This is a genomic window from Geothrix oryzisoli, assembly GCF_022808865.1.
Classification (GTDB): Bacteria; Acidobacteriota; Holophagae; order Holophagales; family Holophagaceae; genus Geothrix; species Geothrix oryzisoli.
The window spans coordinates 38205-61631 of the sequence record NZ_JAKZLB010000005.1; the positions used below are offsets into that span (position 1 = coordinate 38205).

The 23427-nt window shown below is 66.3% G+C and carries 20 protein-coding genes; 9 read left to right on the forward strand and 11 right to left on the reverse strand.

The window, feature by feature from the left end; genetic code table 11:
- Positions 1 to 14: 14 nt before the first annotated feature.
- Positions 15 to 1175 (reverse strand): GGDEF domain-containing protein, encoded by a 1161-nt coding sequence (locus MLE43_RS13705; RefSeq protein WP_243304985.1) that lies wholly within the window; start codon positions 1173 to 1175, stop codon positions 15 to 17.
- A gap of 37 nt (positions 1176 to 1212) precedes the next feature.
- A complete protein-coding gene (locus MLE43_RS13710; RefSeq protein ID WP_243304987.1) occupies positions 1213 to 3171 on the reverse strand; it encodes a hypothetical protein in 1959 nt (652 codons plus the stop codon).
- A 97-nt stretch (positions 3172 to 3268) separates the two neighbouring features.
- Here MLE43_RS13710 and pilB point away from each other — a divergent pair, with 97 nt between their 5' ends.
- The 4 genes from pilB to MLE43_RS13730 all read left to right on the forward strand — a co-directional run bounded on the left by pilB (position 3269) and on the right by MLE43_RS13730 (position 8114).
- Entirely contained in the window at positions 3269 to 5116 is a 1848-nt protein-coding gene (gene pilB, locus MLE43_RS13715) for a type IV-A pilus assembly ATPase PilB (RefSeq protein WP_243304989.1), read from the forward strand.
- A 35-nt stretch (positions 5117 to 5151) separates the two neighbouring features.
- A complete protein-coding gene (locus MLE43_RS13720; RefSeq protein WP_420843217.1) occupies positions 5152 to 6315 on the forward strand; it encodes a type IV pilus twitching motility protein PilT in 1164 nt (387 codons plus the stop codon).
- 90 nt (positions 6316 to 6405) lie between these two features.
- Positions 6406 to 7608, forward strand: coding sequence for a type II secretion system F family protein (locus tag MLE43_RS13725; RefSeq protein WP_243304992.1), 1203 nt, complete (start codon positions 6406 to 6408; stop codon positions 7606 to 7608).
- 56 nt (positions 7609 to 7664) lie between these two features.
- The gene (locus tag MLE43_RS13730; protein ID WP_243304994.1) at positions 7665 to 8114 is read left to right on the forward strand and encodes a type IV pilin protein; all 450 of its coding nucleotides are present in this window, start codon (positions 7665 to 7667) and stop codon (positions 8112 to 8114) included.
- Between the two features lie 11 nt (positions 8115 to 8125).
- Here MLE43_RS13730 and MLE43_RS13735 read toward each other — a convergent pair whose 3' ends face one another.
- From MLE43_RS13735 to MLE43_RS13745, 3 genes are all read right to left on the reverse strand, one after another.
- Positions 8126 to 9958 carry an LTA synthase family protein gene (locus MLE43_RS13735; protein WP_243304996.1) on the reverse strand — a complete coding sequence of 611 codons (1833 nt, stop codon included), beginning with the start codon at positions 9956 to 9958 and terminating at the stop codon, positions 8126 to 8128.
- A 220-nt stretch (positions 9959 to 10178) separates the two neighbouring features.
- Positions 10179 to 10709: a type II secretion system protein gene (locus MLE43_RS15020; RefSeq protein ID WP_338029085.1), complete on the reverse strand. Its 531-nt coding sequence runs from the start codon at positions 10707 to 10709 to the stop codon at positions 10179 to 10181.
- Positions 10710 to 10871: 162 nt separating this feature from the next.
- The gene (locus tag MLE43_RS13745; RefSeq protein WP_243304999.1) at positions 10872 to 12833 is read right to left on the reverse strand and encodes a hypothetical protein; all 1962 of its coding nucleotides are present in this window, start codon (positions 12831 to 12833) and stop codon (positions 10872 to 10874) included.
- Positions 12834 to 13026: 193 nt separating this feature from the next.
- Here MLE43_RS13745 and MLE43_RS13750 point away from each other — a divergent pair, with 193 nt between their 5' ends.
- From MLE43_RS13750 to galE, 3 genes are read left to right on the forward strand one after another with little or no spacing between them, the layout of a single operon-like run.
- Complete coding sequence (locus MLE43_RS13750; protein WP_243305001.1) at positions 13027 to 14004, forward strand: glycosyltransferase family 2 protein; 978 nt, start codon at positions 13027 to 13029, stop codon at positions 14002 to 14004.
- 25 nt (positions 14005 to 14029) lie between these two features.
- Entirely contained in the window at positions 14030 to 14743 is a 714-nt protein-coding gene (locus MLE43_RS13755; protein ID WP_243305003.1) for a class I SAM-dependent methyltransferase, read from the forward strand.
- Positions 14744 to 14791: 48 nt separating this feature from the next.
- A complete protein-coding gene (galE, locus tag MLE43_RS13760) occupies positions 14792 to 15769 on the forward strand; it encodes a UDP-glucose 4-epimerase GalE (RefSeq protein WP_243305005.1) in 978 nt (325 codons plus the stop codon).
- A gap of 22 nt (positions 15770 to 15791) precedes the next feature.
- Here galE and MLE43_RS15025 read toward each other — a convergent pair whose 3' ends face one another.
- Positions 15792 to 16871: a tetratricopeptide repeat protein gene (locus MLE43_RS15025; protein WP_243305006.1), complete on the reverse strand. Its 1080-nt coding sequence runs from the start codon at positions 16869 to 16871 to the stop codon at positions 15792 to 15794.
- A 246-nt stretch (positions 16872 to 17117) separates the two neighbouring features.
- Here MLE43_RS15025 and MLE43_RS13770 point away from each other — a divergent pair, with 246 nt between their 5' ends.
- On the forward strand, positions 17118 to 17897 hold the full coding sequence (locus MLE43_RS13770; RefSeq protein WP_243305008.1) for an enoyl-ACP reductase FabI: 780 nt from the start codon (positions 17118 to 17120) through the stop codon (positions 17895 to 17897).
- 43 nt (positions 17898 to 17940) lie between these two features.
- Here MLE43_RS13770 and MLE43_RS13775 read toward each other — a convergent pair whose 3' ends face one another.
- The gene (locus MLE43_RS13775; RefSeq protein WP_243305009.1) at positions 17941 to 18744 is read right to left on the reverse strand and encodes a tetratricopeptide repeat protein; all 804 of its coding nucleotides are present in this window, start codon (positions 18742 to 18744) and stop codon (positions 17941 to 17943) included.
- Position 18745: 1 nt separating this feature from the next.
- Positions 18746 to 19216, reverse strand: coding sequence for a peroxiredoxin (locus MLE43_RS13780; protein WP_243305011.1), 471 nt, complete (start codon positions 19214 to 19216; stop codon positions 18746 to 18748).
- Between the two features lie 75 nt (positions 19217 to 19291).
- Between MLE43_RS13780 and MLE43_RS13785 the strand changes: the two genes are divergently transcribed.
- Entirely contained in the window at positions 19292 to 20542 is a 1251-nt protein-coding gene (locus MLE43_RS13785) for an L-serine ammonia-lyase, iron-sulfur-dependent, subunit alpha (RefSeq protein ID WP_243305013.1), read from the forward strand.
- Positions 20543 to 20574: 32 nt separating this feature from the next.
- Here the strand turns inward: MLE43_RS13785 and MLE43_RS13790 are convergent, their stop codons facing one another.
- Genes MLE43_RS13790 through MLE43_RS13800 form a run of 3 tightly spaced genes read right to left on the reverse strand, consistent with a single transcriptional unit; the run spans position 20575 to position 23329 of the window.
- Entirely contained in the window at positions 20575 to 21312 is a 738-nt protein-coding gene (locus MLE43_RS13790; RefSeq protein ID WP_243305015.1) for a hypothetical protein, read from the reverse strand.
- On the reverse strand, positions 21309 to 21971 hold the full coding sequence (locus tag MLE43_RS13795) for a hypothetical protein (RefSeq protein ID WP_243305017.1): 663 nt from the start codon (positions 21969 to 21971) through the stop codon (positions 21309 to 21311). Before MLE43_RS13795 ends, MLE43_RS13790 begins: the two co-directional genes overlap by 4 nt.
- Positions 21968 to 23329, reverse strand: coding sequence for an ABC transporter substrate-binding protein (locus MLE43_RS13800; RefSeq protein WP_243305019.1), 1362 nt, complete (start codon positions 23327 to 23329; stop codon positions 21968 to 21970). The genes MLE43_RS13795 and MLE43_RS13800 overlap by 4 nt, the downstream gene beginning before the upstream one ends.
- Positions 23330 to 23427 lie beyond the last annotated feature (98 nt).

Here is a 23427-nt window from a genome sequence, read left to right on the forward strand (position 1 = left end):
ACTTCAGACTGCCCTTAGCCCCCCGCCACCGCCACCTGCCGCTTGCCTTCCCGCTTGGCGCGCAGGAGGGCCCGGTCGGCCTGTTCGATGAGGTGGCCGGCGCCATCGGCATGCTCGGGGAAGGCGGCGACGCCCGCGCTCAAGGAGATGGTCAGGCGGTCGCTCCCCAGGGTCACGGTCTGCCCGAGGATGACCTGGACCAGGCGTTCTGCGAGTTTCTGCGCGCCCCGGGCGAGGGTGCCCGGCATGAGAATGCAGAACTCGTCCCCCCCGTAGCGGTAGAGGCGGTCGTGGGCGCGGCAGAGGCGCTGGGCGGTCCGGGCCACGGCCTCCAGCACGATGCTGCCGGCGGGATGGCCGTACTGGCTGTTCACCTGCTTGAGGTCATCGACATCGAGGAAGACGAGGGCCACGGACTCGCCCTTGGCGGCGGCGATGCGCACGGCCTGGGGCAACTCCGCCTCCAGGCAGCGGCGGTTCTGGGCCACGGTCAGGTCGTCCTTGAAGGAGAGCGCCCGGCTCTCCTCCAGCCGCCAGGCATTGAGCAGCAGGGGTTCCACGTCCTCGAAGCCCTGGAGGAACCGCTCGGGCGGCTCCTGGGGATCCAGCAGCCGCAGGAGGCCCAGCTGCTCCGACGCTGCCAGCTGATGGGCCTCCCCCCGGCGCACCAGCTCCGCAGCCTCCTTGCGGGGCAGGGGGGCCTCGGGGAAGGAACCGTCTCCGGCCCTCTGGTAGAACAGGTTGTCCTTCCGGAGCCAGATGGCCCCGCCCCTCGCCCGGGCTTGGCGCACGGCGCGGTTCAGCACGAGCTTCAGGAGGTCATCCAGCGAGGCGAGGTGGAGCATCTGGCGCAGCCAGCCCTCGCTGCCGAGATCCCGCTGGCGCAGGTTCCGGAGGGCCTCCTGGGCCGCCTCGAGGGGGCGGTCCTGGAGGAGCACCCAGCCGGGTCTCAGCTCGAGCACCGCACTGACCTCCTCCGGATCCGCCCGCTGCACCCACCAGAGGATCTCCGAGCCCTCCGCGGGGATCAGCCCAGGATCGGGCCGCTCTGCCACCAGCACCAGCGAACCGGGCCCCGGCCCAGGCACCACCGGGTGGCCCCACCCTTCCAGAGCCTGGCGCAAAGCGTCACCCGCCCGGGAGGGATGCGGTTCCAGCCAGTGGAGGTGGTGCATGGAACTCCCGGGAAGAGGGTGGTGGTCAAGGGCCGGGTCAGCCCAGCGCGGCTTCCAGTCTCAAGGCAAGCTGGCCGAGGTGGGCCCCCAGCTGTTCCAGGATGGGCAGGGATCCTTCCCGCTGGCTGCGCTCGGCCCGGACCCAGCGCTTGAGCAGGATCACGGCCTGGGCATCGCGGACACCAAGCCGCTTGGCATTCTGGATCAGCTTGTGGGAGAGGCGGGTGCGCTCGGGGCCGGTGGGCCCCTCCTTCAGGTCGGCGATGAGCCTGAGCGCCTCCTGGGCCACTTCGAGGTCCTGGCGGATGAGGGGGACCCGGGCATTGATCCGGAGCAGGAACAGTTCCAGGAAGCGGAGCAGCTCGCCCAGCACGTCCATGCTGTCGCGCAGGGCCTGGTGGACCTCTTCGGGGGACTCCAGGAGCCGGCCCAGGTCCTGGATGAGCCGCTCGGCCTCCTCCCGGTCGGGCCGCCGCATCAAGGGGAATTCCGGGCTGCGGCGGAAGGTCAGCAGGTGGCGGTAGGCCTGGGCGAGGCCCAGGGCGAGCCTCGGCCAGTCCTGCAGTTCCAGGCTCAGCAGGAGCTGGGCATGGATGGGCGGGACCTGTTCCCAGAGCCGCTGGATGCGGAGCCGGAGCCGCTCGCCCTCCTCCATCAGGCTGGGGGATTCAGGGAACAGCCGCTGCTGGACGTCCGGCGAGAACAGGCCCACCAGCTCGCCCATGAGCTGTTTCTGGTGGTTGATGAGCAGGCCGCGCAGGTTGTCCAGGGTGTGGGCCAGCTGATCCGCATCCCCCCCCGCCAGGGCCTGCTGCAGGAGGCTGCGGAGCGTCGCCTGATCCTGGCGCAGACTCAGCACGGCCTGCCGCAGGTAGGCCCTGAGCCGCGGGATCTCGGCCCGATCCGGGTTCAGCAGCGCCGCCCGGCCCGGATCGTAGGCCCGTTCCACCACCCGTCCCAGTTCGGATTCGATGACCAGGAAGGTGGGCACGGTCGCATAGAGATCCTGGACCCCGGCGCCGGTGGCGGGCTCCATGGATTCCATGAGTCCCAGGAGGGAGATGTGGCTGGCCAGGGCCCGGGCCACCACGGAGAAGAGGGCCCGGTCCTCCCGGCGGAGATCCTGGAGCAGCTTCCGCAGGTCGGCGGGCATGCGGTCCCGGAACAATTCGGCGTCCATGCGGGGCAGGACCCAGCCGAGGTGGTCCCAGAGCCAGCGCAGGCTTCCCCGCACCTGCTCCACCGCGGGCCAGTGGATCCCCCGGTCCAGGGGGCGCAGCAGGCTCAGACGCAGGTTGGACACCACATTCTGCAGCAGCAGCAGCGGCTCCACCCGCGCGTGGAACTTCGGGGGGATGCAGGCCTCCAGCTGCTCCGCCAGCCGCGCCAGGGATTCCTCCAGGCGGCCCCGGCCCTGGATGGCCCGGTTCACCACCTTCATCTGGGCGTTCAGCAGGGCCACGGCTTCCGGCCCGTTCTGGCAGGTCTGGAGGGCCGCCAGGATCTGGCGGAAGGGTTCGCGGTGGTCCTCCAGGAAGGCCGCCCACAGAGCCCGGAGGGCCCCGGCATCCTCTCCTGAAGGGGGGGCCATGGCCCGGAGGGAGGCGAGAAGATCCAGCAGGAGCCCCACCCAGGCGGGCTGCTCCAATTCCACCATCAGCTCCCGGTGGGCGGTCCCGGTCAGGTCGGCCAGCCGCCCCAGGCTGTGCTGGAGGACCTGGCCCATGGCCGCCCGGGCCTCGCCGAGCCGGCGGGGCGAGAACTGGTGCAGGAAGGCCAGGAAGAGGCCGAGGTTCCGTCGCAGGTTGGCCTGGGCAGAGGACTCCCCGGCGGGGGCCGCCCCCCGCGAGGGCGCCTCCAGCAGCGGATCCAGGTCGCCCGCCCCTTCGCGGAGAATGTCCTCCAGCAGGGTGAGGTCCGTCCGGGATAGACCCTTCTCCCGGATCAACTGCCGGGCCAGCAGCAGGCGCTGAGGCGGGGTTCCTGGGACAGGCATGGCGAAAGCATACAATGGGCCGGCCGAGGGGATGAGGCCGGACGCAGGGATGCGTCCAAGGGTGATACCATCGGCTCACCCCATCCGGAGGCAGCCAGTGGTCAGCAAGCTCGGGGAAATGCTCGTCAAGGCTCAGCTCATCACGGATGCCCAGTTGGAAGAAGTTATCAAGATCCAGCGGCGCGAGGGTGGGAAGCTCGGAAGCATCGTGGTTCGCCAGGGCTTCTGCTCTGATCAGGACATCGTGAGTTTCCTGGGCATGCAGTACGGCGTGCCCGCTGCGGACCTGGAGCAGTGGCCCCCCATCGACCCGGCGGTCATCGCCCTGATCCCGAAAGACCTGGCCCAGCGCCACAAAGTGCTGCCCCTGCAGCGCACCGGCAACGTGCTGACACTGGCCATGTCCGACCCCACGGACATCTTCGCCATGGATGACGTGCGCTTCCACACGGGCTACAACGTGGATCCGGTCGTATCCAGCGAGATGGGCCTGGTGCGGGCGGTCGAGAAGTACTACGGCGGCTCCAGCAGCGTGCGCCTGGCGGACAACCAGGGCGCCCGTTCCACCATGGCCACCATGGGAGGAGGCGGGGCCACGGCCGCCGGGCCCACGGATAGTCTTCCTGCCAAACCCTTCAACGAGGAGGACGAGCGGATCGATCTATCGGAGCTGGAGCAGGAGCTGGATGCCGATGCCGAGTTCGAGGCCACGGACGACGATGAAGAAAGCATCAACGTCGGGGCCCTGAGGCGAGGCAGCGAGGATGCCCCGGTCGTGAAGCTCGTGAACATGGTGCTCATCGACGCCATCAAGCGCGGGGCCTCCGACATCCACATCGAACCCTACGAGAAGAACTACCGCATCCGGTTCCGCATCGATGGCATCCTCATGGAAGTCATGCGGCCGAACCTGAAGCTGAGAGACCCCCTCACCTCCCGCGTGAAGATCCTGGCCAAGCTCAACATCGCCGAGAAGCGGCTGCCCCAGGACGGCCGTATCAAGCTCCGCGTGAACATGGGCGGCCGCCAGAAGGTCATTGACTACCGCGTGAGCATCCTGCCCACACTCTTCGGCGAGAAGATCGTGCTGCGGCTGCTGGACAGCGACAAACTCATGCTCGACCTCACCAAGCTGGGCTTCGAGCCGGAGAGCCTGGAACGCTGGGATCGGCAGATCTCCAAGCCCTACGGCATGGTGCTGGTGACGGGACCGACCGGATCCGGCAAGACCAATACGCTGTACTCCTCCATCGCCAAGCTCAACACGGTGGACACCAACATCCTCACCGCCGAGGATCCGGTCGAATTCAACTTCCCCGGCATCAACCAGGTGCAGATGAAGGAGCAGATCGGCCTCAACTTCGCGGCGGCCCTGCGCTCCTTCCTCCGGCAGGATCCGAACATCATCCTGGTGGGCGAGATCCGCGACTTCGAGACCGCCGAGATCGCCATCAAGGCCAGCCTCACGGGCCACCTGGTGCTGTCCACCCTGCACACCAACGACGCCCCCAGCACCATCAACCGCCTCATGAACATGGGCGTGGAACCCTTCCTGGTGGCCACCTCGGTGAACATCATCTGCGCCCAGCGCCTCGTGCGCCGGCTCTGCGGCAGCTGCAAGGCCGTGGACACCCACCACCAGCCCGAGGAGGCCCTGCGCGAGGTGGGCTTCACCCCGGAGGAGATCCAGCGCGGCATCACCTTCTACAAGCCCGTTGGGTGCGATGTTTGCAACAAGCGCGGCTACAAGGGCCGTGTGGGCCTCTACGAGGTGCTGGAGATGTCCGAGACCCTCAAGGACATGATCCTCACCGGAGCCTCTGCCATCGAACTGCGCGAACAGGGCCAGAAAGAGGGCATGATCACCCTCCGCCGCTCCGGCTGCCGTAAGGTGCTCGACGGTGTCACCACCATCGAAGAGATCATCCGCGAAACCGTCCTGTAGGAGTCCCCAGCATGAGTGAAATCGGTTCCAACTACGTGGCTCCGCTGCAGCAGCTGCTCAAGACGATGGTGGAGTACGGGGGTACGGACCTTCACATCACCACGGATACCGCCCCGCAGATCCGCATCGATGGTCGCATGGTCCCCCTCAAGCTGCCGCCCATGGATGCGTCCCAGACGCGCTGGCTCTGCTACGGTGTCATGACGGACCAGCAGAAGCACCGTCTCGAGGAGGATCTCGAAGTGGACTTCTCCTTCGGCCTCCAGGGCGTGGCCCGCTTCCGCGCCAATGTCTTCAACCAGCGCGGCGCCACCGCGGGGGTCTTCCGCACCATCCCCGAGAACATCCGCAGCTTCGATCAGCTGGGCCTGCCGCCTTCGGTCCAGGCCCTCTGCGATAAGCCCCGCGGCCTGGTGCTGGTGACGGGCGTGACGGGCTCCGGCAAGTCCACGACTCTGGCCGCCATGGTGGACAAGATCAATGCCGAGGAGCCGGTGCACATCCTCACCATCGAGGACCCGGTGGAATACGTCCACAAGCACAAGCGGGCCCTGGTGAACCAGCGGGAGATCCACGCGGACACCCACAGCTTCAAGAAGGCCCTCCGCTCGGCCCTGCGCCAGGATCCCGATGTGGTGCTGGTGGGTGAAATGCGCGACCTGGAGACCATCGAGTCGGCCCTCACCATCGCCGAGACGGGCCACCTCACCTTCGCCACCCTGCACACCAACAGCACCGTGCAGACCATCAACCGCATCATCGACGTATTCCCCAGCCATCAGCAGGCCCAAGTCCGGGCCCAGCTCTCCCTGGTGCTCGAGGGCGTGATCTGCCAGAGCCTCATCCCCAAGGCCGGCGGCAAGGGCCGTGCCCTGGCCCTAGAGATCATGATCCCCAACTCCGCCATCCGGAACCTCATCCGCGAGGACAAGATCCACCAGATCTACGGGACCATGCAGTCCGGCCAGACCAAATACGGCATGCAAACCTTCAACCAGAGCCTGTCCGACTTGGTGCTCCGGAAGGAGATCACCCAGGAGCAGGCCTTCGAGTATTCCTCCAACGCCGACGAGTTGCGGGAACTCATCAACCGGGGCGTGGGTGTCGGCTCCGCCGGCGGTCGGGGGGCCGCCGCACAGCCCGCCACCACCAGCAACCCCGCGCTCGGCGGGCGGAATCCCAACATCAAGTACACCTAAAGTCACACTCTGCGACCCATTGGGTCTTCACCACTGATCCATTCCTGCCTATCCTGAAGGCACCACCGTTCCTAGCCCGCCGAGGTCCGCATGCCCGCATACGCATGGAAAGGCAAGAATCGAATGGGGGAGGCCCAGGAGGGTGTCCTGGTGTCCGAATCCAGGGATGCCGCCGCCGCCACCCTGAAGCGCAACGGTATCGAGGTGACCTCCATCGGCGCCATGGCCGCCAAGGGCACCAAGTCCTTCGGTAGCGTGAAGGCCAAAGACCTGGCCATCTTCACCCGGCAGTTCAGCGTCATGATCGACGCCGGCCTGCCCCTGGTGCAGTGCCTGGAGATCCTCGGGGCCCAGCAGCAGGACAAGGGCTTCCAGAAGATCATTGAGGCCGTGCGGGAGGATGTGGAGAAGGGCCTCACCCTCCAAGCGGCCCTCTCCAAACACCCCAAGGCCTTCAACGATCTCTACGTGAACATGGTGGGTGCCGGCGAAAGCGGCGGCATCCTGGATGTCATCCTCCAGCGGCTATCCACCTATATCGAGAAGGCCGTGAAGCTCACCGCCAAGGTAAAAGGCGCGATGACCTATCCCGTGGCCGTCATCACCATCGCCATCGCCGTGGTGGTCATCATCATGGTGAAGGTGATCCCCGTCTTCTCCGCCATGTATGACGGTCTGGGCAGCAAGCTGCCCTTCCCGACCCTGATGTGCATGGCCCTGTCCAGCGCCCTCATCAACTACAGTTGGATCATCATCATCGCCGTGGTCCTCATCGTGATTGGCCTCCGCCAGTACTACAGGACGCCGGCTGGCCGCCTCCTGATCGATGGCTTCATGCTGAAGATCCCCATCATTGGTGACGTGCTCCGCAAGGTGGCTGTGGCCCGGTTCTGCCGGACCCTGGGTACCCTCATCAGTTCCGGCGTGCCCATCCTCGAAGGCATGGACATCACGGCCCGCACCGCTGGCAACATGGTCATCCAGAACGCAATCCTCAAGTCCAAGGATGCCGTGGAGCAGGGCCGCAACATCGCCACGCCCTTGGCCGAGACCAAGGTCTTCCCGCCCATGGTGGTGCAGATGGTGGGTGTGGGCGAGGCCACCGGTGCCCTGGATGCCATGCTGTCCAAGGTGGCGGACTTCTACGAGGACGAGGTGGACAACGCCGTGGCGAACCTCACCAGCCTCATGGAACCCATCATGATCGCTATCCTCGGCGGCATCATCGGCTTCATCGTCATTGCCATGTATCTGCCCATCTTCAACCTGGCCAATGTGTTCGGGAAGGATTGATCGCGGCGGTTCAGCACGCGCCTTGCATGTTTTTCCCGAAACCCCTGGAGGTCCCCATGTCCGGCCTGCTATCCCGCTTGGCGCCCCGCCGTTCCGGCCATGCCCGGGGCTTTTCCCTTATCGAACTGCTGCTGGTGCTGGCCATCATCGGCGTCATCAGCGCCATCGCCATTCCCAGCTTCCTGGGCCAGCGGCGCCGGGCCCGGGTCATTGGAGATGCCATCTCCAACGCCAAGGTGCTGGCCATGGCTCTGGAAAACCGCAAGGCTGAGAATGGCCTTTACGGTACGGCTGGCACCTATTCCTGGAAGGCCGACGGCACCCGCCCCAGCACCGATATCGCTCCGAGTTTCACCCCTCAGGGCAACAGCAAGATGAACTACACGGTGACGATCACCAACGCCGGGCTCGCTTACACCTTGACGGTGTTCGACCCCAGCCTCAGCGATACCACGGTGGCCTACCAGATGGACCAGTCTGGGAAGGAACTGGCGCGGCTTCGTTAAGCCGGTCCTCTTCAGTTTTCCGTTTCTTTTCGGAAGTAGTCGGCTTCGATGTCCTTCTTCACCTTCTGGAAGGCCTCTTCCGATATTTCTGTGGACTCCACCCGGACATAGCCCTTGTAGACCAGCTTGTGGGCGCCCCCGGCCTTCAGGGGCTTGTACACTGTGAGGACATCCTTGGCGGCTTCGGCTACGGCCACGTCCTTGTTACGTTCAGAGGCGGGCTTCTCGTACTGCAGGGCCCATAGGCCGTCGTAGCCGATCGCCAGTCCTTTGATGACTCCCTCCGCAGAGAATTGCCGGTATTCCTTGGCGGGTTCCCGCAGAAACTGGCCATTGATGGTGTGGTACCGGATGAAGGCGCGGTGGCCCGCGGGCGGGTCCACCGAGAAGGGAGCATCGTCGATCAGGTGGTGGTAGATGGTCCGCCGCAGATCCAGCAGGCTCACGGCTTCTTCTGAGCCTTGAGCAGGACCGGGAGTATGGGGGTTCCAGACCACCAGGGGGATCCGCCCCTCCCAGGGGTCAATGTCGAACCCATGCACTCCTTGGAGGCGGATGGTATCGGTGACGTGGTAGAACCGTTCGCCGTGGTCCGAGAACAAAATTTTGACCGCATCCTTGTAATTGGGATCCTGATCGAGGGTATTCCAGAGCTCCTTCCAGGCGGCGAGGATGTGCCGCATTCGGATCGTGTAGGCCAGGAAGGGGTCAGTCCTGGGGTTCCAGGTGGCGGCGGCCTGGTCATCGAGCATGGCCCAGCTACCGAAGGGCCGAAAGCTGAGCGGGGAGACACGCCACCAACCCGGAATCTCCTTCAATTCCTCCCGGGTGAGAAAAATGGGGGAGTGGGCCAAGCAGGAGTGGTACATCACCCAACCACTGCCCCGCCCGTGGTCCAACGCCTGCCTTAGCCCTGCGTCCAGGGGGGTCCAGGGGGTGGTCGTGGGGAAGACCCGCAGCACGTTCAGCCAAACGGCGTACAGCGGCAGGTGAGGGGCCAAGTTGCTGTTGACGAAGTTCTCCCAACCTCTTGCGGGCATCTCCACCGCGTCGAAGGCCTCGGATCGACCCGCCAAGCCGATGGTACCGCCATCGTCGATGAAGAAGCGGGGCTTCAGGCCCTTGGCTCGGGCGAGCAGGACGGTCTCGAAGGGAAACTTCCCTTCCATTTCCTCGATCGCAGGAAAGGCGTGACCGGTGGAATAGTGCTCAGGGTCCCCCCCCCAGAGGATGCCGTACAGCAGGCGAGTGGCCGGGATGCAGGTGTAGGCATTGGGGTAGCGGGTGCCCTGGAAGGTTGGGAGGCCGGCCTCGGTGGCCGTGTCATCCCGCAGGCCATCCAGACCTACCATCAGCACCTTGGCGGAGCCGGGTACCGCAGGAGGCTTGGGATGAACCCTGGCCAGCCAGATCGGGGTCTGGGCGAAGACCGTCCAGAGCAGAATCCATCCAGCTAAGGTCGTCAAGATTTGGGCCGGCCGACTCGCCCGACGGATGAGCGCCCAGGCGCCCAGCGCCAGCAACAGGGCCAGCAGGGGGAAGAGCAGGCCGAAGGGGACCCGGTTGAGGCCAGGCACCAGCCACAGGGCCGTGGGGACCTCCCACCAGAGCACCCCGTGGACCCAACCTAGGGCCAGGGCCGTGAGTCCCATGGCTTGCCATCCCGTCCAACGATGCCACCAGCCCCGGCCCAGGGCCCAGGGCAGGCCCGCCCAGAGCAAGGTGATGCACCAGAGCAGGATCCCAGTCACCAGGTAGAGTGGCAGCACCTCGGTCAGGGCCAGCTTCCAGGCGAAAGCCCGGACGAGAGGGGACTTCAGGCCGTCTGAGACGAAGGCTGACATACCCCCCTGGGGGGTCTTCATGTACAGCCAAGCCAGGCACAGAAAGAATGCGAGGACGGAAAGGGCGGAAACCAGGACTCCTGACCAGCGCGTTATACGATTCGGCATGAAAGGGCCCTCTCCAACCAGTCGATCTGTGTGCAATCAGGTGGGGTAGACCACCAAAAAGAGGGCCCAGGAATGCCTGGGCCCTCTTTTCCAGGTGTGCGGTTCGAGTTGATTACTCGACAGCACTGACCTTGGTGACCGTGCTCTGCCCGTTCACGACGCCATTGATCTTGGCGGCGCCGGCAATGAAGCCAGCACCAGCCGGAACGGCCGAGGCCGTCGAGGTGGCGGCCACGGAGGGCTGGGGGGGGCTCACGACAAAGGCCACATCACCAGGCTTCGAGACCTTCGCCGCCGCGGACAGAGCCGCCGTGGAGGCGGTGCGGTCCGTGCCAGCCGTGACGCAAGTGGCGGGGAAGGCGGGGAGGGCGGGATTCCAGGGATTGTAATCCTTGCCGGAGGTCTGAGTGAGATAGGTCTGCAGCATGCCGGGAATCAGGCTGGCGGAGGTTCCGCTCTCCTTCAGGCGATCATACTGGCCGACCAGATCGCCCACGCGACCGTCCATGTTGGAGATGGTGGCCTTGTCACGGGCCCGGGCGCGCTGACCCAGCAGGGCCGGGATGGCGATGGCGCTGATGATGCCGATGATCGCGAGGACCAGCAGCAACTCGATGAGGGTGAAGCCGGACTGCTTCTTCATGGGCGTCTCCTTAGTAAGGGCCGAGCCAAGATTATCAAGTCTCGTGCCAGAGGTGGTGTGCTCAGTGTATTCAAGGTCCTGTATGAGGCAAGTGGGATTACGTATCGGCCCGTCTCATTTTCAGGAGATGGTGCTGACGCAATGGGTCCATTTTTTGACGCATCAGGGCCGGAATCGGGATCGGTCCAGCAATAAGGCTGTCATCAATGCTCCCAGGAGCACGCCAAGAACCCAGACCATGCCGGGCCCTTCTGGCGTGCCTTCCCAGCGACCGTCCGGCAGGCGCTGCCAATCCACTGCCCTGGGATTATTGAGGGATGGCACCTGGTCCGAGGGGGAGGCCGTCTGTAACCTGCCATCGGGCTTGTGTTCCAAGGGCGTCATCCGGCCCTGCACCCCTGCCCATGGGTAGGTGAAGGGCATGGCCTCCGGCATTCGGGCGACATAGGTTCTCCGCCCAAGGACATCCACAAAACAGCTGACATTCCCGAGGGGGGCCAGCACCATCGGGTCCGCGGCCACCAGAGCCTGAACGCCAGCCTGCCGGAGACGATCGATCGATTCCTGACGTTTGGCCGCAAACCCTTCCACGGGAATGGCCCCCCGCCAGGGGACCGTCAGGCCATAGTGGGCCCGGCTCGCCACGGCAGGCTCCATCGGCTCGTAGAGCGAGAGGTTCCCCTGGTCATAAAGTAATGGCGCATTGCCAATGAGGCCAAGCATGGGCACGGGGAGGGGCTGCAGCATGTTGAAGGCCCCGATCATCACCAAGCGGGATCCGGGGGGAACCTCAGCCTTTTCCAAGCACCGGCGGGACTCCGATAGAACCACCTGGGCACCGAGGGCATGCGTGCCCTGGAGGCTGGGAAGCAGATCGAAGGCGAGGCCTCTGAGGCAAACCAAGGTGCCCAGGACGCAAAGGGTTCCCAGGATGCCTTGGCGCCAATAAGGCTTGAGCCCCCTAAACCCCTCTTCGCGCAGGAGCGACAGGAGGCTCAGCGTTCCAAAGAAGATGCTCAGCTTCCAGGTCCACCGGAAACCCGCGAAGGGTCCGACAGCCAGGAACCGAAGCCATGGGAAAGTCGCGATGCTGAGCAGAGCGCCGAAGAACAGGAAGAACACGACGGGGCGGAAGTTTCGCCTCTTTGAAGCCAGGCACACCACAAGGACGAGGCTGGGGGCGAAGAACATGCCGATGCCCGTCCAACTGGCCCGGGCCCAGACCTGGAACCCTCCGCTGGGGATCAGGTTTCCGACCAAGACTCCATGCAGCCAAGTCCCCAGGGTTTGCGCGTGCATCAGGATGAATTTCGGGTTGTCCCGGCTCAGCATCCAATCGGGATTGGCCCCAGTGGAAACCCCCTTCAGATAAAGCAGAGGCGCCACCGCGGGAATCTGGGCCAAGGCCAATCGGACCATCCCCAGCCGCGATGATGCCCACTTCTCGTAGGACAAGGTCCATAGGGCGAGCAGAGACACCCCGAACACGTACATGCTTGGATGAGCCGATAGGAAGAAGGCCAGGCTGGCACCGACCATGGGCAGGTTCGGGCGCCAGGATTGGATTTCCAGTTCGGAGTCTCGCCAGGAGAGGAGGGCCATGGCCAGGAACCAGGGGTGGCATGCCAGATAGTTGTGCCAGTTGGCCCCAAGGATGAAGGGGCCGGGGAGGGCCATGGTGGCAAGGCTGGCCAGCAGGCGCTCACGCCATTCGAACCGAGTGGGAAGCAGGCGCCATGAGAAGGCCCCGGCCAGAACCAGATGCAGCCAGGCGCTGGTCTCCAGGATGGCAAGAGGATGACCGATCATTCGGGCCAGCAGGTTCGCCAAGTGGTATGCCGGGTAAAGCAGACCGACCTGCCCGCTCTCCCAGGGAGACCAGCCCGCGCCGAGATCCCAAACCATGCGGAGCAGCTGGCCGTGGTCCAACAGGCAGTCCGTGTGTGCCTTGATCAGCGGGCCATAGTAAGGGAGGTTGTCCGCGGTCGTTGTGAAGGGGTAGGGGCGGACAGCTTGGGCCAAGCCCACGAGCAATCCGGCGAACCCGGTGATGGCCAGGAAGACACCGGGGGAGGACAGGGCGAATGCTTGTAGTTTCTCAACCCAAGCCTTGCGTGGGCCCATGGGCACCCCCGAGATGATGTTCCGGCGGAAATTACGGATGGATTCGACATGCCTGGGTCTGGTCTTCGACAGTGTCAGGATAGCGAATGCAGAGCTCTGGATGGCTTGGGCCGTTCGAAAATGGCAAGAACGCTGCATGCTACTCTCGGGAACCCCCTCTCCTAGGATCTCCCACACAAGGATCTGGTTCCCGATGAGCGATACGTTCTTCGACTTGGTGCCGCGGCCCCTTCCCCCGCTCCTCTCGCTGGTCATTCCGATTTTCAACGAGGAAGAGGTTTTACCGCTCCTGATACCCCGGCTCAGGGAGATCCTCAACACCCTCTCCTGTCCTTCGGAGGTGATCCTGGTCGATGACGGCAGCAGCGATAGGAGCATTCAGATTCTGCTCAAGGAATCAGAATCCGACTCGCGCCTGAAGGTACTCGCGCTCGCCCGGAATTTTGGGCACCAATTGGCAGCAACGGCAGGGTTGGACTTCTCGCGGGGAGAAGCTGTCATCTTGATGGATGCTGACCTCCAGGATCCGCCCGAGCTTATCAGCGCCATGCTCGAAAAATACTGCCAGGGCTTCGATGTGGTTTATGCGAAGCGGACCGCCCGCGAAGGCGAGACCTGGTTCAAGAAGGCCACCGCATGGGCGTTCTACAGAATCATGCGCCGACTGATTCACAAAGACTTGCCAGTTGATGTGGGAGACTACCGGCTCATGAGCCGCCCCTGCCTTGATGCCCTGCAATCCATGCGTGAAACGCATCGATTTCTCCGCGGTATGGTGGCCTGGATCGGTTTCCCACAGACCTCCGTCGAATTCATACGGCCCCGCAGAGCGGCCGGGGAAACCAAGTACCCATTGAGCAAGATGCTCCTGTTCGCTTGGAATGCGGCGCTCTCCTTCTCTCCCTTGCCCCTCAGGCTGATCTTCGGAGCGGGCATGACTCTGGCCATTGGGAGTTTCAGCTACGGCCTGTTCGCCATGGGGGCTACCTTCTGGGGTCTCGACGTGGTTCGCGGGTGGGCTTCCAGCATTGCGGTCACCTGCTTTATTGGAGGAACCATCTTGGTGAGCATCGGGTTGCTCGGTGAATATGTGGCCAAGATTTATGAGCAGGTCAAGGAACGCCCTCTGTATGTCGTCGCAAGAACCAAGAATTTCCCCCCGAAGGCATGAACCGGCCTCAGGAGCCCGACCTCCCATGAATGCTGTGGATCATGAAGACAAGAACAGGGAATTCGATGGGTTCGCAGGGCAGTACCGCGAACTTCTGAAGGATCCCATCCGGGAGGCTTTCACGAAGGATTCCGGGTTCTTTGCCGAGAGGAAACGCCAGGTCTTCGCAGCTTTTTTCGCACGCCAAGGAATGGACCCCCACCGCATGCGGTGGTTGGATGTGGGGTGTGGCCAGGGTGAGTTGATGTCCATGGCGCAGGCTGATTTTGCCGGTTCAGCGGGCTGCGACCCTTCGGCTGAAATGCTGGCCCGAGCAGGCAACCCGAATGTCCGGGTGCAGAGAACCCCCACTTCGATCCCTTATCCGGACGAGAGCTTCGAATTCGTCTCCGCCGTCTGTGTGTACCACCATGTGCTGCCGGCGGATCGTGATGCGCTCACGCGGGATATTTTCCGTGTTCTCGTCCCGGGCGGGATCTTCGCCATGGTGGAGCATAATCCCCTGAACCCGGTCACCCAGATCATCGTGCGGAGATGCCCAGTGGATGCGGATGCACAGCTTCTACTTGGCAGGCTTGCACGCCGCCTGATGCACCGTCAGGGTTTCCGGAATATGGGAATGGATTTCTTCCTGTTCCTTCCCCAAGGGCTGACCCGGCGTTTCCCCTGGGTAGAAAAAATGCTCCGGAAGTTCCCGATGGGGGGGCAGTACTGCTCGTTTGGATTCAAACCAAAATAGCAACACAGATTCAATGTATAAGGAATGAATGATGGACGCTCAAACCCCATGAAAATCTTAGTCACAGGCGGTGCAGGCTTCATCGGAAGCACGGTGGCCGCGGAGTTGATCTCTAGGGGCTATGAGGTGGTCATCCTGGATTCCATGGAGAAGGGGCACCGGCAGGCCGTTCCTGTAGGGGCGAGGCTTGTCAAAGGCGATCTGGCTTCGGATGAGGTGCTGTGGCGGACATTTGACCAGGGACCCTTCGCTGCTGTGATGCACTTCGCGGCCTACATTGAGGCCGGAGAATCCATGCGGGACCCAAGTCGGTTCCTGCGGAACAACACGGGGAATACGTTCCGACTGTTGGAGATTGCAGCCCATCGGGGCGTTCGCAAGTTCATTTTCTCATCAACCGCGGCAGTCTATGGCGATCCGCAATACACGCCCATCGATGAGGCCCACCCCACCTGCCCGACCAACACCTATGGCCAAGCCAAGCTTTTTGCAGATCACGGTATGGATTGGGTGGCAAAACTTCACGACATGACTTGTATCTCTCTGCGCTACTTCAATGCGGCGGGGGCAGGTCCGGTTTACGGGGAGGACCATCGCCCAGAGACGCACCTGATCCCCCTGTTGCTGGAGACGGCCATGGGTCAGCGCGAGGCACTTACCCTGTTCGGTACGGACTACCCTACGCACGATGGAACATGCGTTCGTGATTACATCCACGTAATGGATCTGGCCAGCGCGCACATCCTTGCGCTGGAGGCAGAACTTCCTGGCAGGCGGCACATCTTCAACCTGGGGAATGGCCGGGGATTCAGCAACCGAGAGGTGATCGCTGCAGTAGAACGAGTGGTTGGGCGCCCGGTTCCCGTGGTTGAGGCTCCTCGCAGGCCCGGGGATCCAGCGATCCTCATTGCCAGTTCAGAGAAAATCCGCCGGGAACTTGGATGGGCGCCCCGCCATGCCGACCTAGAGGGGATCATCCGGGATACCTGGGATTGGAAGAGGGACCACCCCAATGGGTATGCCTGATATTTAGTCTGGAATGCAGGCCCTAACTTGGCCCCGAATTTTCCAGCAATTCCCTCGCCCCCCGGTGCCTGGGATCAAGTTTAAGGGCCTCCTGGGCGGCTCTGCGGGCTTCGTCCTTCTTCCCGAGGTCCCGCAGGATCTGCCCCTTCCGCCACCAGGCGCCGGGGTAGCCGGCGGCACCGCCTTCGAGGGGTTCGCGGAGGACCTGATCGAGGGCGGCGAGGCCCTCGGGGCGGTGGAGGCCGCTGACGGCGGCCACCTTGCCGAGCTGCAGGCGGAGGAGGCTGGGGGCGTCCACGCGGGCGAGGTGGTCCTGGACGACCTGCCAAGCCAGGTCGGGCCGACCGCCGTGGAGGTAGGCATCGCTGACGGCGGCCACGCCGCGGGCGCGGGTGCGCACCCCGGGCAGCAGGCGGGGCGCTTCCGCCAGCAGGCGGGCATTCTTTCCCGCTTCGCCAAGGGCCCGCTTGGCGGGCCGGCGGTCCAGGGCGTCCAGCCACTGGCCCACCACTTCGGGGTCCTGCGGGGCCTGGGCCAGAGCGCGGCCGAAATAGGGCTCGGCCTCGCGCCACTTGTCCTCTTCCACCAGGACGAGAGCCTGGAGGAGGTCGCCCCGGGCGGGGGCCAAGCGGCGCAGCTGGTCGGCGCAGCGCAGGGCCTTCTTCGTGGAACCGCCCAGGATCCCTGGCAGCATCTCGTAGGCCAGCCCCAGGCTCATCCAGGCGGGAGCCAAGGTGGGGTCGGCCTCGGTGGCGGCCCGGAGGTCGTCCATGGCACTCAGGGCCCCCCGAAGGCTGCCCAGATCGCGCTGGCGGATGGCCTCACCGGCCCGGGCCAGACCATGGGCCAGCAGGGCATCAGCCAGACCGGGTTTCAAGGCCAGTGCGCGATCCGCCGCCACACGGGCCTCGGTGAAGCGCTGGAGACTGGACAGAGCTTGGGATTTCGCGGCCCAGGCGGCAGCGTCGCTGCCGTCCTGGCGCAGCCGGGCCTCGGCGTCCGACAGCACCTTGAGGTAGCGTCCGGCGTCCAGGTCGGCGCGGAAGGCGGGGGCTGGGGACTGGGCCAGGAGGATCAGGGCGATGGGGATGGGGAGGGGCACGGACGGCCTTTCAGCAAACAGGCGAAACCAGGATTAACAGGATCGGAGGGCCGGATGGACAGGATTGGGGGAAGATTTTTTTTGCCACTGATTTCAGCGCCATCCCTGAAATCGGGGACGATCGGTCTTCCTCCGGGGGGCCGGCCCGCCGAGGCCCGTGGTCCAGTCCTGACCCCGGGTATAGCGTGGCGGTGCGGGTTCCGCTATGCTAAGTGATTGTCTGCACACGACTCTGGAGGAGATCGCATGAGCACCAAGGGCGGGTTGTTGGAGGGGAAGCGCGGGCTGATCATCGGCGTGGCGAACAAGCGGTCCATTGCCTGGGGCATCACCCAGAAGGTGGCCGAGGCCGGTGCCCAGCTCTGCCTGACCTACCAGAACGAGCGCCTGGGCGAGAACGTCCGCGAGCTCGCGGCGGACCTGAAGAACCCCCTGCTGCTGCCCATGGACGTGGGCAGCGACAGCCAGATCGTCATGGCCTTCGACGAGATCCGCAAGAAGTGGGGCAAGCTGGACTTCGTGGTGCATGCCGTGGCCTACGCGCCCCGGCAGGCCCTGGAAGGCCGCTTCGTGGAGACCAGCCGCGAGGACTTCCGGGTGGCCCACGACATCAGCGCCTACTCCCTGGCGGCGGTTTGCAATGCGGCCCAGCCCCTCATGGCCGAAGGCGGCGCCATCGTGACCCTCACCTACCTGGGCGGCGAGCGGGTGGTGCCCGGCTACAACGTGATGGGCGTGGCCAAGGCCGCCCTGGAATCGACGGTTCGCTACCTGGCCGCCGACCTCGGCCCCCAGGGCATCCGGGTGAACGCCATCTCCGCAGGCCCGATCAAGACCCTGGCCTCCTCGGCCATTCCCGGCATCGGCTCGAAGCTGAAGGCCCACCGTTCCCACACGCCGCTGCAGCGGGATACCGACCAGCTGGAAGTCGGAGATGCCGGCGTGTTCCTCGTCAGCGACATGGGCCGTGGCATCACCGGCCAGGTGCTCTACGTCGATGGCGGCTTCAGCATCATGGCGGGATAGGCGCCGGCCATTCGGAAGGCTTGGGCAGGATTGAAATCCGGTTTCAGCTTTTCCCCTTCGGGGGCAGGGTCTTCTGGATGGCGGCCGCACGCTGGGCGGCTTCCTCGCGCTGGGGCTTGTTGAGGGGGCCTTCACTCAGCTTGAGGATGACGGCCTTGAGCGGGTCCATCCCCAGGCGCTGGGCGACGAGCATCCAGGCCACGCCTTCGACGGGGTCCTTCTCGATGCCCTTGCCGGTGGCGTGCATCAGGCCATAGGACAGGCAGGCATCCGCGTCTCCCGACTGGATCCGCTGGCGATAGCCGGCCAGAGCGCGCTGATACCAGCTTCCGGCGGCCGCTGCGTCGCCTGGGCGCAGCAGGTCTCCGGTGAGGACCATGGCATCGGGAAGGCCCTGGTTCGCCGCAGCCTGGGCCCACCGGAGGGCGCCTTCGGGGTCACGGGGGAGGCCTTGGCCATTCAGTAGGACTCGGGCCAGGAGGAGTTGCGCCTCCGCATCGCCCCCCTCGGCCGCCCGTTGGAACCAGAGAGCAGCTTTGGCTGGATCCTTTCGGAGGAAATGACGGCCGCTGGCACGCAGCTGGCCGATCACGCGCTGGTCGGCCGGTCGGCCCAGCGCGACGCCCGTAAGGCCTCGCCACACCCGATGGCCATCCCAGAGTGCGGCCAGCAGGAACGCGAGGGGGAACACCAGGGCCAGGGTGCGGAGGAGGCGGTGGAAGGCCACGCGGCTGCTGCCGCCGGCCCGGTTGGAGCGGATGGCCTGGACGGCCCCTGCCAGCAGGGTTGCGATCAAGGCGGCGGTCAGCGGCAGGAGGGCCGCGATCCCGAGGTAGGTCCAGTTCATGTCAGCCCTTCAGGTTCGAAAGCACGTCCAGAACGTCCTGCACGTGCCCTTTCACGCTGACCTTGGGCCACGCGTGGCGAACGATGCCCTTGGGATCGACGAGGAAGGTGCTGCGGATGATGCCTTCGACTTCCCTGCCGTACATCAGCTTCTTGCCGAAGGCGCCGAGCGGCTTAAGGAGGGCGCAGTCGGGGTCGGAGAGCAGGCGGAAGGGGAGGCTCTGCTTCGTGATGAAGTTCTGGTGGCTCTTCAGGCTGTCGCGGCTGATCCCGTACACCTGGGCGCCGAGGGACTGTACCCGGGCCAGGTTGTCGCGGAAGTCGCAGGCCTCCGTGGTGCAGCCGGGGGTGCTGTCCTTGGGGTAGGCGTAGAGCACGGTCCAGTGGCCCTTGAGGTCCGCGGCCGTGACCGTCGCCCCCTGGTCGTCCTGGAGGGAGAAGGCGGGGAGGGGGTGTCCGACGAGGGGAGTCATGGGCGGTAGGGTAGCGCAGGGCCTGTGACCGGGGACATGCTTCATTCCGGCCAGAATGGGGCCCCGAGGATGGCCATGAACCTGACCGACTATCTTTCTGCCGAGTGGAAACCCGCCCTGGGCTGCACGGAACCCGCGGCCGTGGCCTACGCCGCCTGCCTGGCCGCCCGCCAGGGCCAGGGCGAGCCGCGCATGGCCCGGCTGGTGCTCGACGTGCGCACCTACAAGAACTGCCATGCCGTGGGCATCCCCAACAGCGGGGGGCGCACAGGCGTGCTCTGGGCCCTGGCCCTGGGGGCCGTGCTGCCGGATCCGTCCCCGGCCCTGCAGATCTTCGAGTCCGTCACGCCGGAGGCGCTGGAGCGGGCTGAGCGGCTCCTGGAGCGCGGGGCCCTCCACGTGGAGGTCGACGCCACCCGCCCGGACCTTTACATCGACTGCATCGTGGCCAGCGAGGGTGGTGTGGGCCGGGCGGTCCTGGAGCAGGAGCACACCCGTCTGGTGCGCCTGGAGGCCGACGGTGTCGCGGTGCCCGTGGCCGCGGCCCAGGTCGGTCCGGATGCGGGAGACCGCATCCGGGAGCAGGTGGGATCCATGTCCCTGGCGGAGCTGGCAGCCCTGGCCGGCACGATCACCGAAGTCGATCGGGCGCGCCTGCGCCAGGGCCTGGCCCTGAACCTGGCCATGGCCGAGCAGAGCGTGGGCCATCTGCCGCCGGGCTTCGTGCCGGGACCGGAGGGCGAGCCGTGGCTGCGCATCCCGCGCCTGGTGAGTTCCGGGGTGCTGGGCCGCATGTCCGGTGAGCCGCTCACGGTGATGTCCCTGGCAGGATCCGGCAACAAGGGCATCACCGTGTCCGTGGCGCTGGGGTTGTGGGCCCGGCACCAGGGCTACTCCGAGGCCCGGATCGAGGAGGCCCTGGCCCTGGCCTGCCTCCTTACCACAGCCACGACGCACCGCCTGGGGACGCTCTCCGCGGTGTGCGGCGCCTCCAACGCCGCGGGCATCGGCATCGCCGTGGGCCTGGTGCACCTGGGCGGCGGCGGGATCCCCCAGATGGAACTGGCCATCCACAACATGGTGGGCAACCTGGCGGGCCTCATCTGCGACGGAGCCAAGATCGGCTGCGCCATGAAGGCCATGACGGGGGTCGAGGCCGCCTTCCGCTCGGCGGAGCTGGCCCTCGCGGGCTTCGGCATTCCGGCGACGGATGGCATCGTCGGCGCCACCGGCGAAGCCTCCCTGGCCCACCTGGGCCGCCTGGCCCAGCAGGGCATGGCCTGCGCCGACGGAGAGATCCTCGACATCATGCAGGCCAAGCTCTAAGCCGCCGGGAAGCCGGAACAGGGTCGACAGGATTAGTAACTGGCCCTGCCCTTGAGGGCCGTGTTCTGGTCTCCGGTCCCTCGGGAGGCGCTCCAGGCGAGGGCCAGCACCAGGGCCAGGGCGGCCCAGCCGAGGGGCGTGGGGTCGGTGGCCAGGCGCGGCAGCTGCTCAAGGAGGAGCCGGCCCAGGCTGTCGTGGTCGGGACCCGGGCCCAGGCCCAGCGTGGACAGGGTGGCCTCGCCCCAGAGGGCGCCGAGCCAGGCGCTGGGGAGGAGACCCGTGGTCTGTTCCCAGCCCCAGGGAGCCCAGCGGCGGAGGCTGGAGGCCGGCGTGGCGCCCAGGGTGCGCTCTGCCGCCCAGGCCGGTGACTGGCGGAAGGTTTCCAGCCGGGTGCGCAGGGGCGGCTCCAGGTGGGGGGCGAGCAGCAGACCCAGCAGCAGGAGCAGGGCCGGGGCACCGATCCCGCCGGTGACCGCAGCCAGGGGCAGCAGGAAGAGCACCGGCGGCAGGCTGCGGAGGGCCGACAGGGCCCCGTGCCAGCGCTGCCCCCGCCAGGCCAGGACCAGGGCCAAGCCGAGCGCCAGCAGCGCACAGGCGCTGGCGAACCCCACGCTGCGGGCACCCGCCAGCAGCAACCGCGCCAGGGCGTCCCGTCCTAGCTCGTCCACCCCCAGAGGGTGCCGAAGCGAGGCCGCGAGGCTGCCATGGAAGGGGTCCAGAGGCAGGTCCGGCAGGGCCAAGGCCAGCAGGAAGGCGAGGCGCCATCTCACGAGGCCGGCTCGGCATCCAGGGACCTGGACAGCAGCCAGAGCAGGGCCAGGGCCGCCACCCAGGCCGCGAGGCCCGCCCGGTCCCGCCCGGCCACACGGTCCATCCAATCCGTCCCGAGGCCCGGCACGCCCAGCATCCGCTCCAGCACCAGGGAGGCGGTGAGCCAGACCGGCAGGCGGGCGGCCAGCCAGCGGCCCAGGAGCCGCAGGAGGGCGAGCTGGCGCGTCTTCCGCACCACCTGCCGCCCCCAGGCCGCGGGGAAGGGCACTTCGCCTGGAAGGGCCGAGGCCAGCCAGCGAACCTCGCCGGGAAGCGCCGCGGCGAGGAAGGCGAGGAGCCAGCCCTCCGGACCCGGGGGACCCCAGGCGGCGGGCCAGAACGCCAGCAGGGCGCCGGCCCAGAGCAGGTCCGGCGGGGCCTCCAGGAGGGCCAGAGGCCGCCGAGTCGCGAGGTCCGGTCCGCCAAGCCAGGCCAGCAGAGGCGCCGCCACGGCCAGGAGGGTCAGGCCGATCCCGGCGGGGACCAGGGCGTGGAAGGGGAAGGGCGGTGGCGGGACCGGGCGCCAGAGAGCCCCGGGAAGGCTCCAGGCCAGGGCGAGGGCCAGGCCCCAGATGGCGACGCCCTGGGCCAGGGGCCGGCGGGAGGAAGGCCAGGTCACCGGTTCCAGCGCCAGCCCGCGGCTCCGGGGGTGCCCAGGTAGAGCCCCAGGGGACTGGGCGCCACTTCGAGGCGCTTGTCCACCCAGATGACGCTCTGGAAGTCGAGCAGGGGCAGGGCGGCCGGATGGCCGGCCCAGAGGCTCTGGAGATCCCGCCAGCCGACCTCTCCTGCCTGCCGGAGGCCTGCGGCCAGCGCCGCGAACTGCGGATCGTGCCAGCCGGTGACATTCATGGGGCCCTTGGGTTCCATGTATTCCAGGACGGCCCAGGGGTGCGGCTCGAAGACGACCACGGAGCAGGCCAGGTCGAAGTCGCCCTTGCGGAGCCGGTCCACGAGGATGGCCTGCTCCAGGGGGATCAACTGGAGGTCGAAGCCGTCCTTGCGGGCCCGCTCCCGCAGGGCGAGCAGCAGGTTCCCGGTGAAGGCATCGCCCGAGACATAGATCAGCTTCAGGGGCGCCGGAGGTCTGGGCGGGGCGGCTTCAGTCTCGATGGCCTGGGGTTCGAAGCCCAGGCTCTCCGGCCACAGACCGCGGCTGGGCTTGGCATTCTGCCCCAGGAGACCCGGCGGGAAGGCATCCTGGCGCCAGCGTTCCAGGAGCTGAAGGGGGCCCGTTCCGGCGTGGCTCCACACCACGAGCTGGGCGTTCATGGGCTGGACCAGCACCCGGTGGGTGGCGGGAGGTGCCACGGGTCGGGCGGGCGGGGCGCCGATGGTGAGCCAGCCCTTCTGGAGGGCCTGGAGCACTGTGGTCGGATCACCCAGCAGGCGGAACCGGATGCCGTCGACACCGGGCTTCAGGAAGTGTTCGCGGCGGAAGAAGGTCCAGGCCGCCGGTTCCTTCTGGAACCGGAAGGGGCCGCAACCCCGCTCCGGGTGGCCTTTCTGGGCCACAGGCACCCGGGCCAGCTCCAGCAGCAGGCGGCCCGGGGGCTTGGGCGAGCGGATCCAGACCCGGCCATCCTGCTGGCCCGCCGTGGCGCCCTCCAGGATGGCCCGTTTGGTCGGGCTGGCCTTGGGATCGCGGCGGATCTCCGCCAGCGTCCACAGGATGTCCTCCGGGGTGACCGGGCTGCCGTCCGTGAAGCGCACATCCTCGCGCAGGGTGAAGGTGATGGTGCCATCCCTCTGGATCTTCCAGGAGGTCGCCAGGCGCGGCACCGCCTGGCCGCTGCTTCCGAGGCCCACCAGGGCGTCGCCAGCCAGGGCCTGGAGGATCCACTGCTCGTAGCTGTCGCCGTGGATGAAGTCGAGCGGCCCCGGATCCCTGGGCAGGGACTCCTCCACCATCTGGGCCCGGGCTGGGAGCAGGGCCGAGAGGAAGACCAGGGACAGGGCGACCAGGCGGTTCCGCATCGTGGGAGGCTCGAGGAAGTTTCCTCCAGGATGCCCGGGGCCCGGAGGCCTGCCAAGGGGTGGCGCTCAGGGGGCGGCCCCGCTTCGGGGAACCGCAG

What these genes read in the sequence shown, in the direction of transcription:
- MLE43_RS13800 (WP_243305019.1), bottom strand. Translation starts at nt 23,329, where the DNA reads ATGCGGAACCGCCTGGTCGCCCTGTCCCTGGTCTTCCTCTCGGCCCTG.
- MLE43_RS15020 (WP_338029085.1), bottom strand. Translation starts at nt 10,709, where the DNA reads ATGAAGAAGCAGTCCGGCTTCACCCTCATCGAGTTGCTGCTGGTCCTC.
- MLE43_RS13735 (WP_243304996.1), bottom strand. Translation starts at nt 9,958, where the DNA reads ATGTCAGCCTTCGTCTCAGACGGCCTGAAGTCCCCTCTCGTCCGGGCT.
- MLE43_RS13725 (WP_243304992.1), top strand. Translation starts at nt 6,406, where the DNA reads ATGCCCGCATACGCATGGAAAGGCAAGAATCGAATGGGGGAGGCCCAG.
- MLE43_RS13710 (WP_243304987.1), bottom strand. Translation starts at nt 3,171, where the DNA reads ATGCCTGTCCCAGGAACCCCGCCTCAGCGCCTGCTGCTGGCCCGGCAG.
- MLE43_RS13785 (WP_243305013.1), top strand. Translation starts at nt 19,292, where the DNA reads ATGAACCTGACCGACTATCTTTCTGCCGAGTGGAAACCCGCCCTGGGC.
- MLE43_RS13775 (WP_243305009.1), bottom strand. Translation starts at nt 18,744, where the DNA reads ATGAACTGGACCTACCTCGGGATCGCGGCCCTCCTGCCGCTGACCGCC.
- galE (WP_243305005.1), top strand. Translation starts at nt 14,792, where the DNA reads ATGAAAATCTTAGTCACAGGCGGTGCAGGCTTCATCGGAAGCACGGTG.
- MLE43_RS13750 (WP_243305001.1), top strand. Translation starts at nt 13,027, where the DNA reads ATGAGCGATACGTTCTTCGACTTGGTGCCGCGGCCCCTTCCCCCGCTC.
- MLE43_RS13780 (WP_243305011.1), bottom strand. Translation starts at nt 19,216, where the DNA reads ATGACTCCCCTCGTCGGACACCCCCTCCCCGCCTTCTCCCTCCAGGAC.
- MLE43_RS13705 (WP_243304985.1), bottom strand. Translation starts at nt 1,175, where the DNA reads ATGCACCACCTCCACTGGCTGGAACCGCATCCCTCCCGGGCGGGTGAC.
- MLE43_RS13770 (WP_243305008.1), top strand. Translation starts at nt 17,118, where the DNA reads ATGAGCACCAAGGGCGGGTTGTTGGAGGGGAAGCGCGGGCTGATCATC.
- MLE43_RS13755 (WP_243305003.1), top strand. Translation starts at nt 14,030, where the DNA reads ATGAATGCTGTGGATCATGAAGACAAGAACAGGGAATTCGATGGGTTC.
- MLE43_RS13745 (WP_243304999.1), bottom strand. Translation starts at nt 12,833, where the DNA reads ATGGGCCCACGCAAGGCTTGGGTTGAGAAACTACAAGCATTCGCCCTG.
- MLE43_RS13730 (WP_243304994.1), top strand. Translation starts at nt 7,665, where the DNA reads ATGTCCGGCCTGCTATCCCGCTTGGCGCCCCGCCGTTCCGGCCATGCC.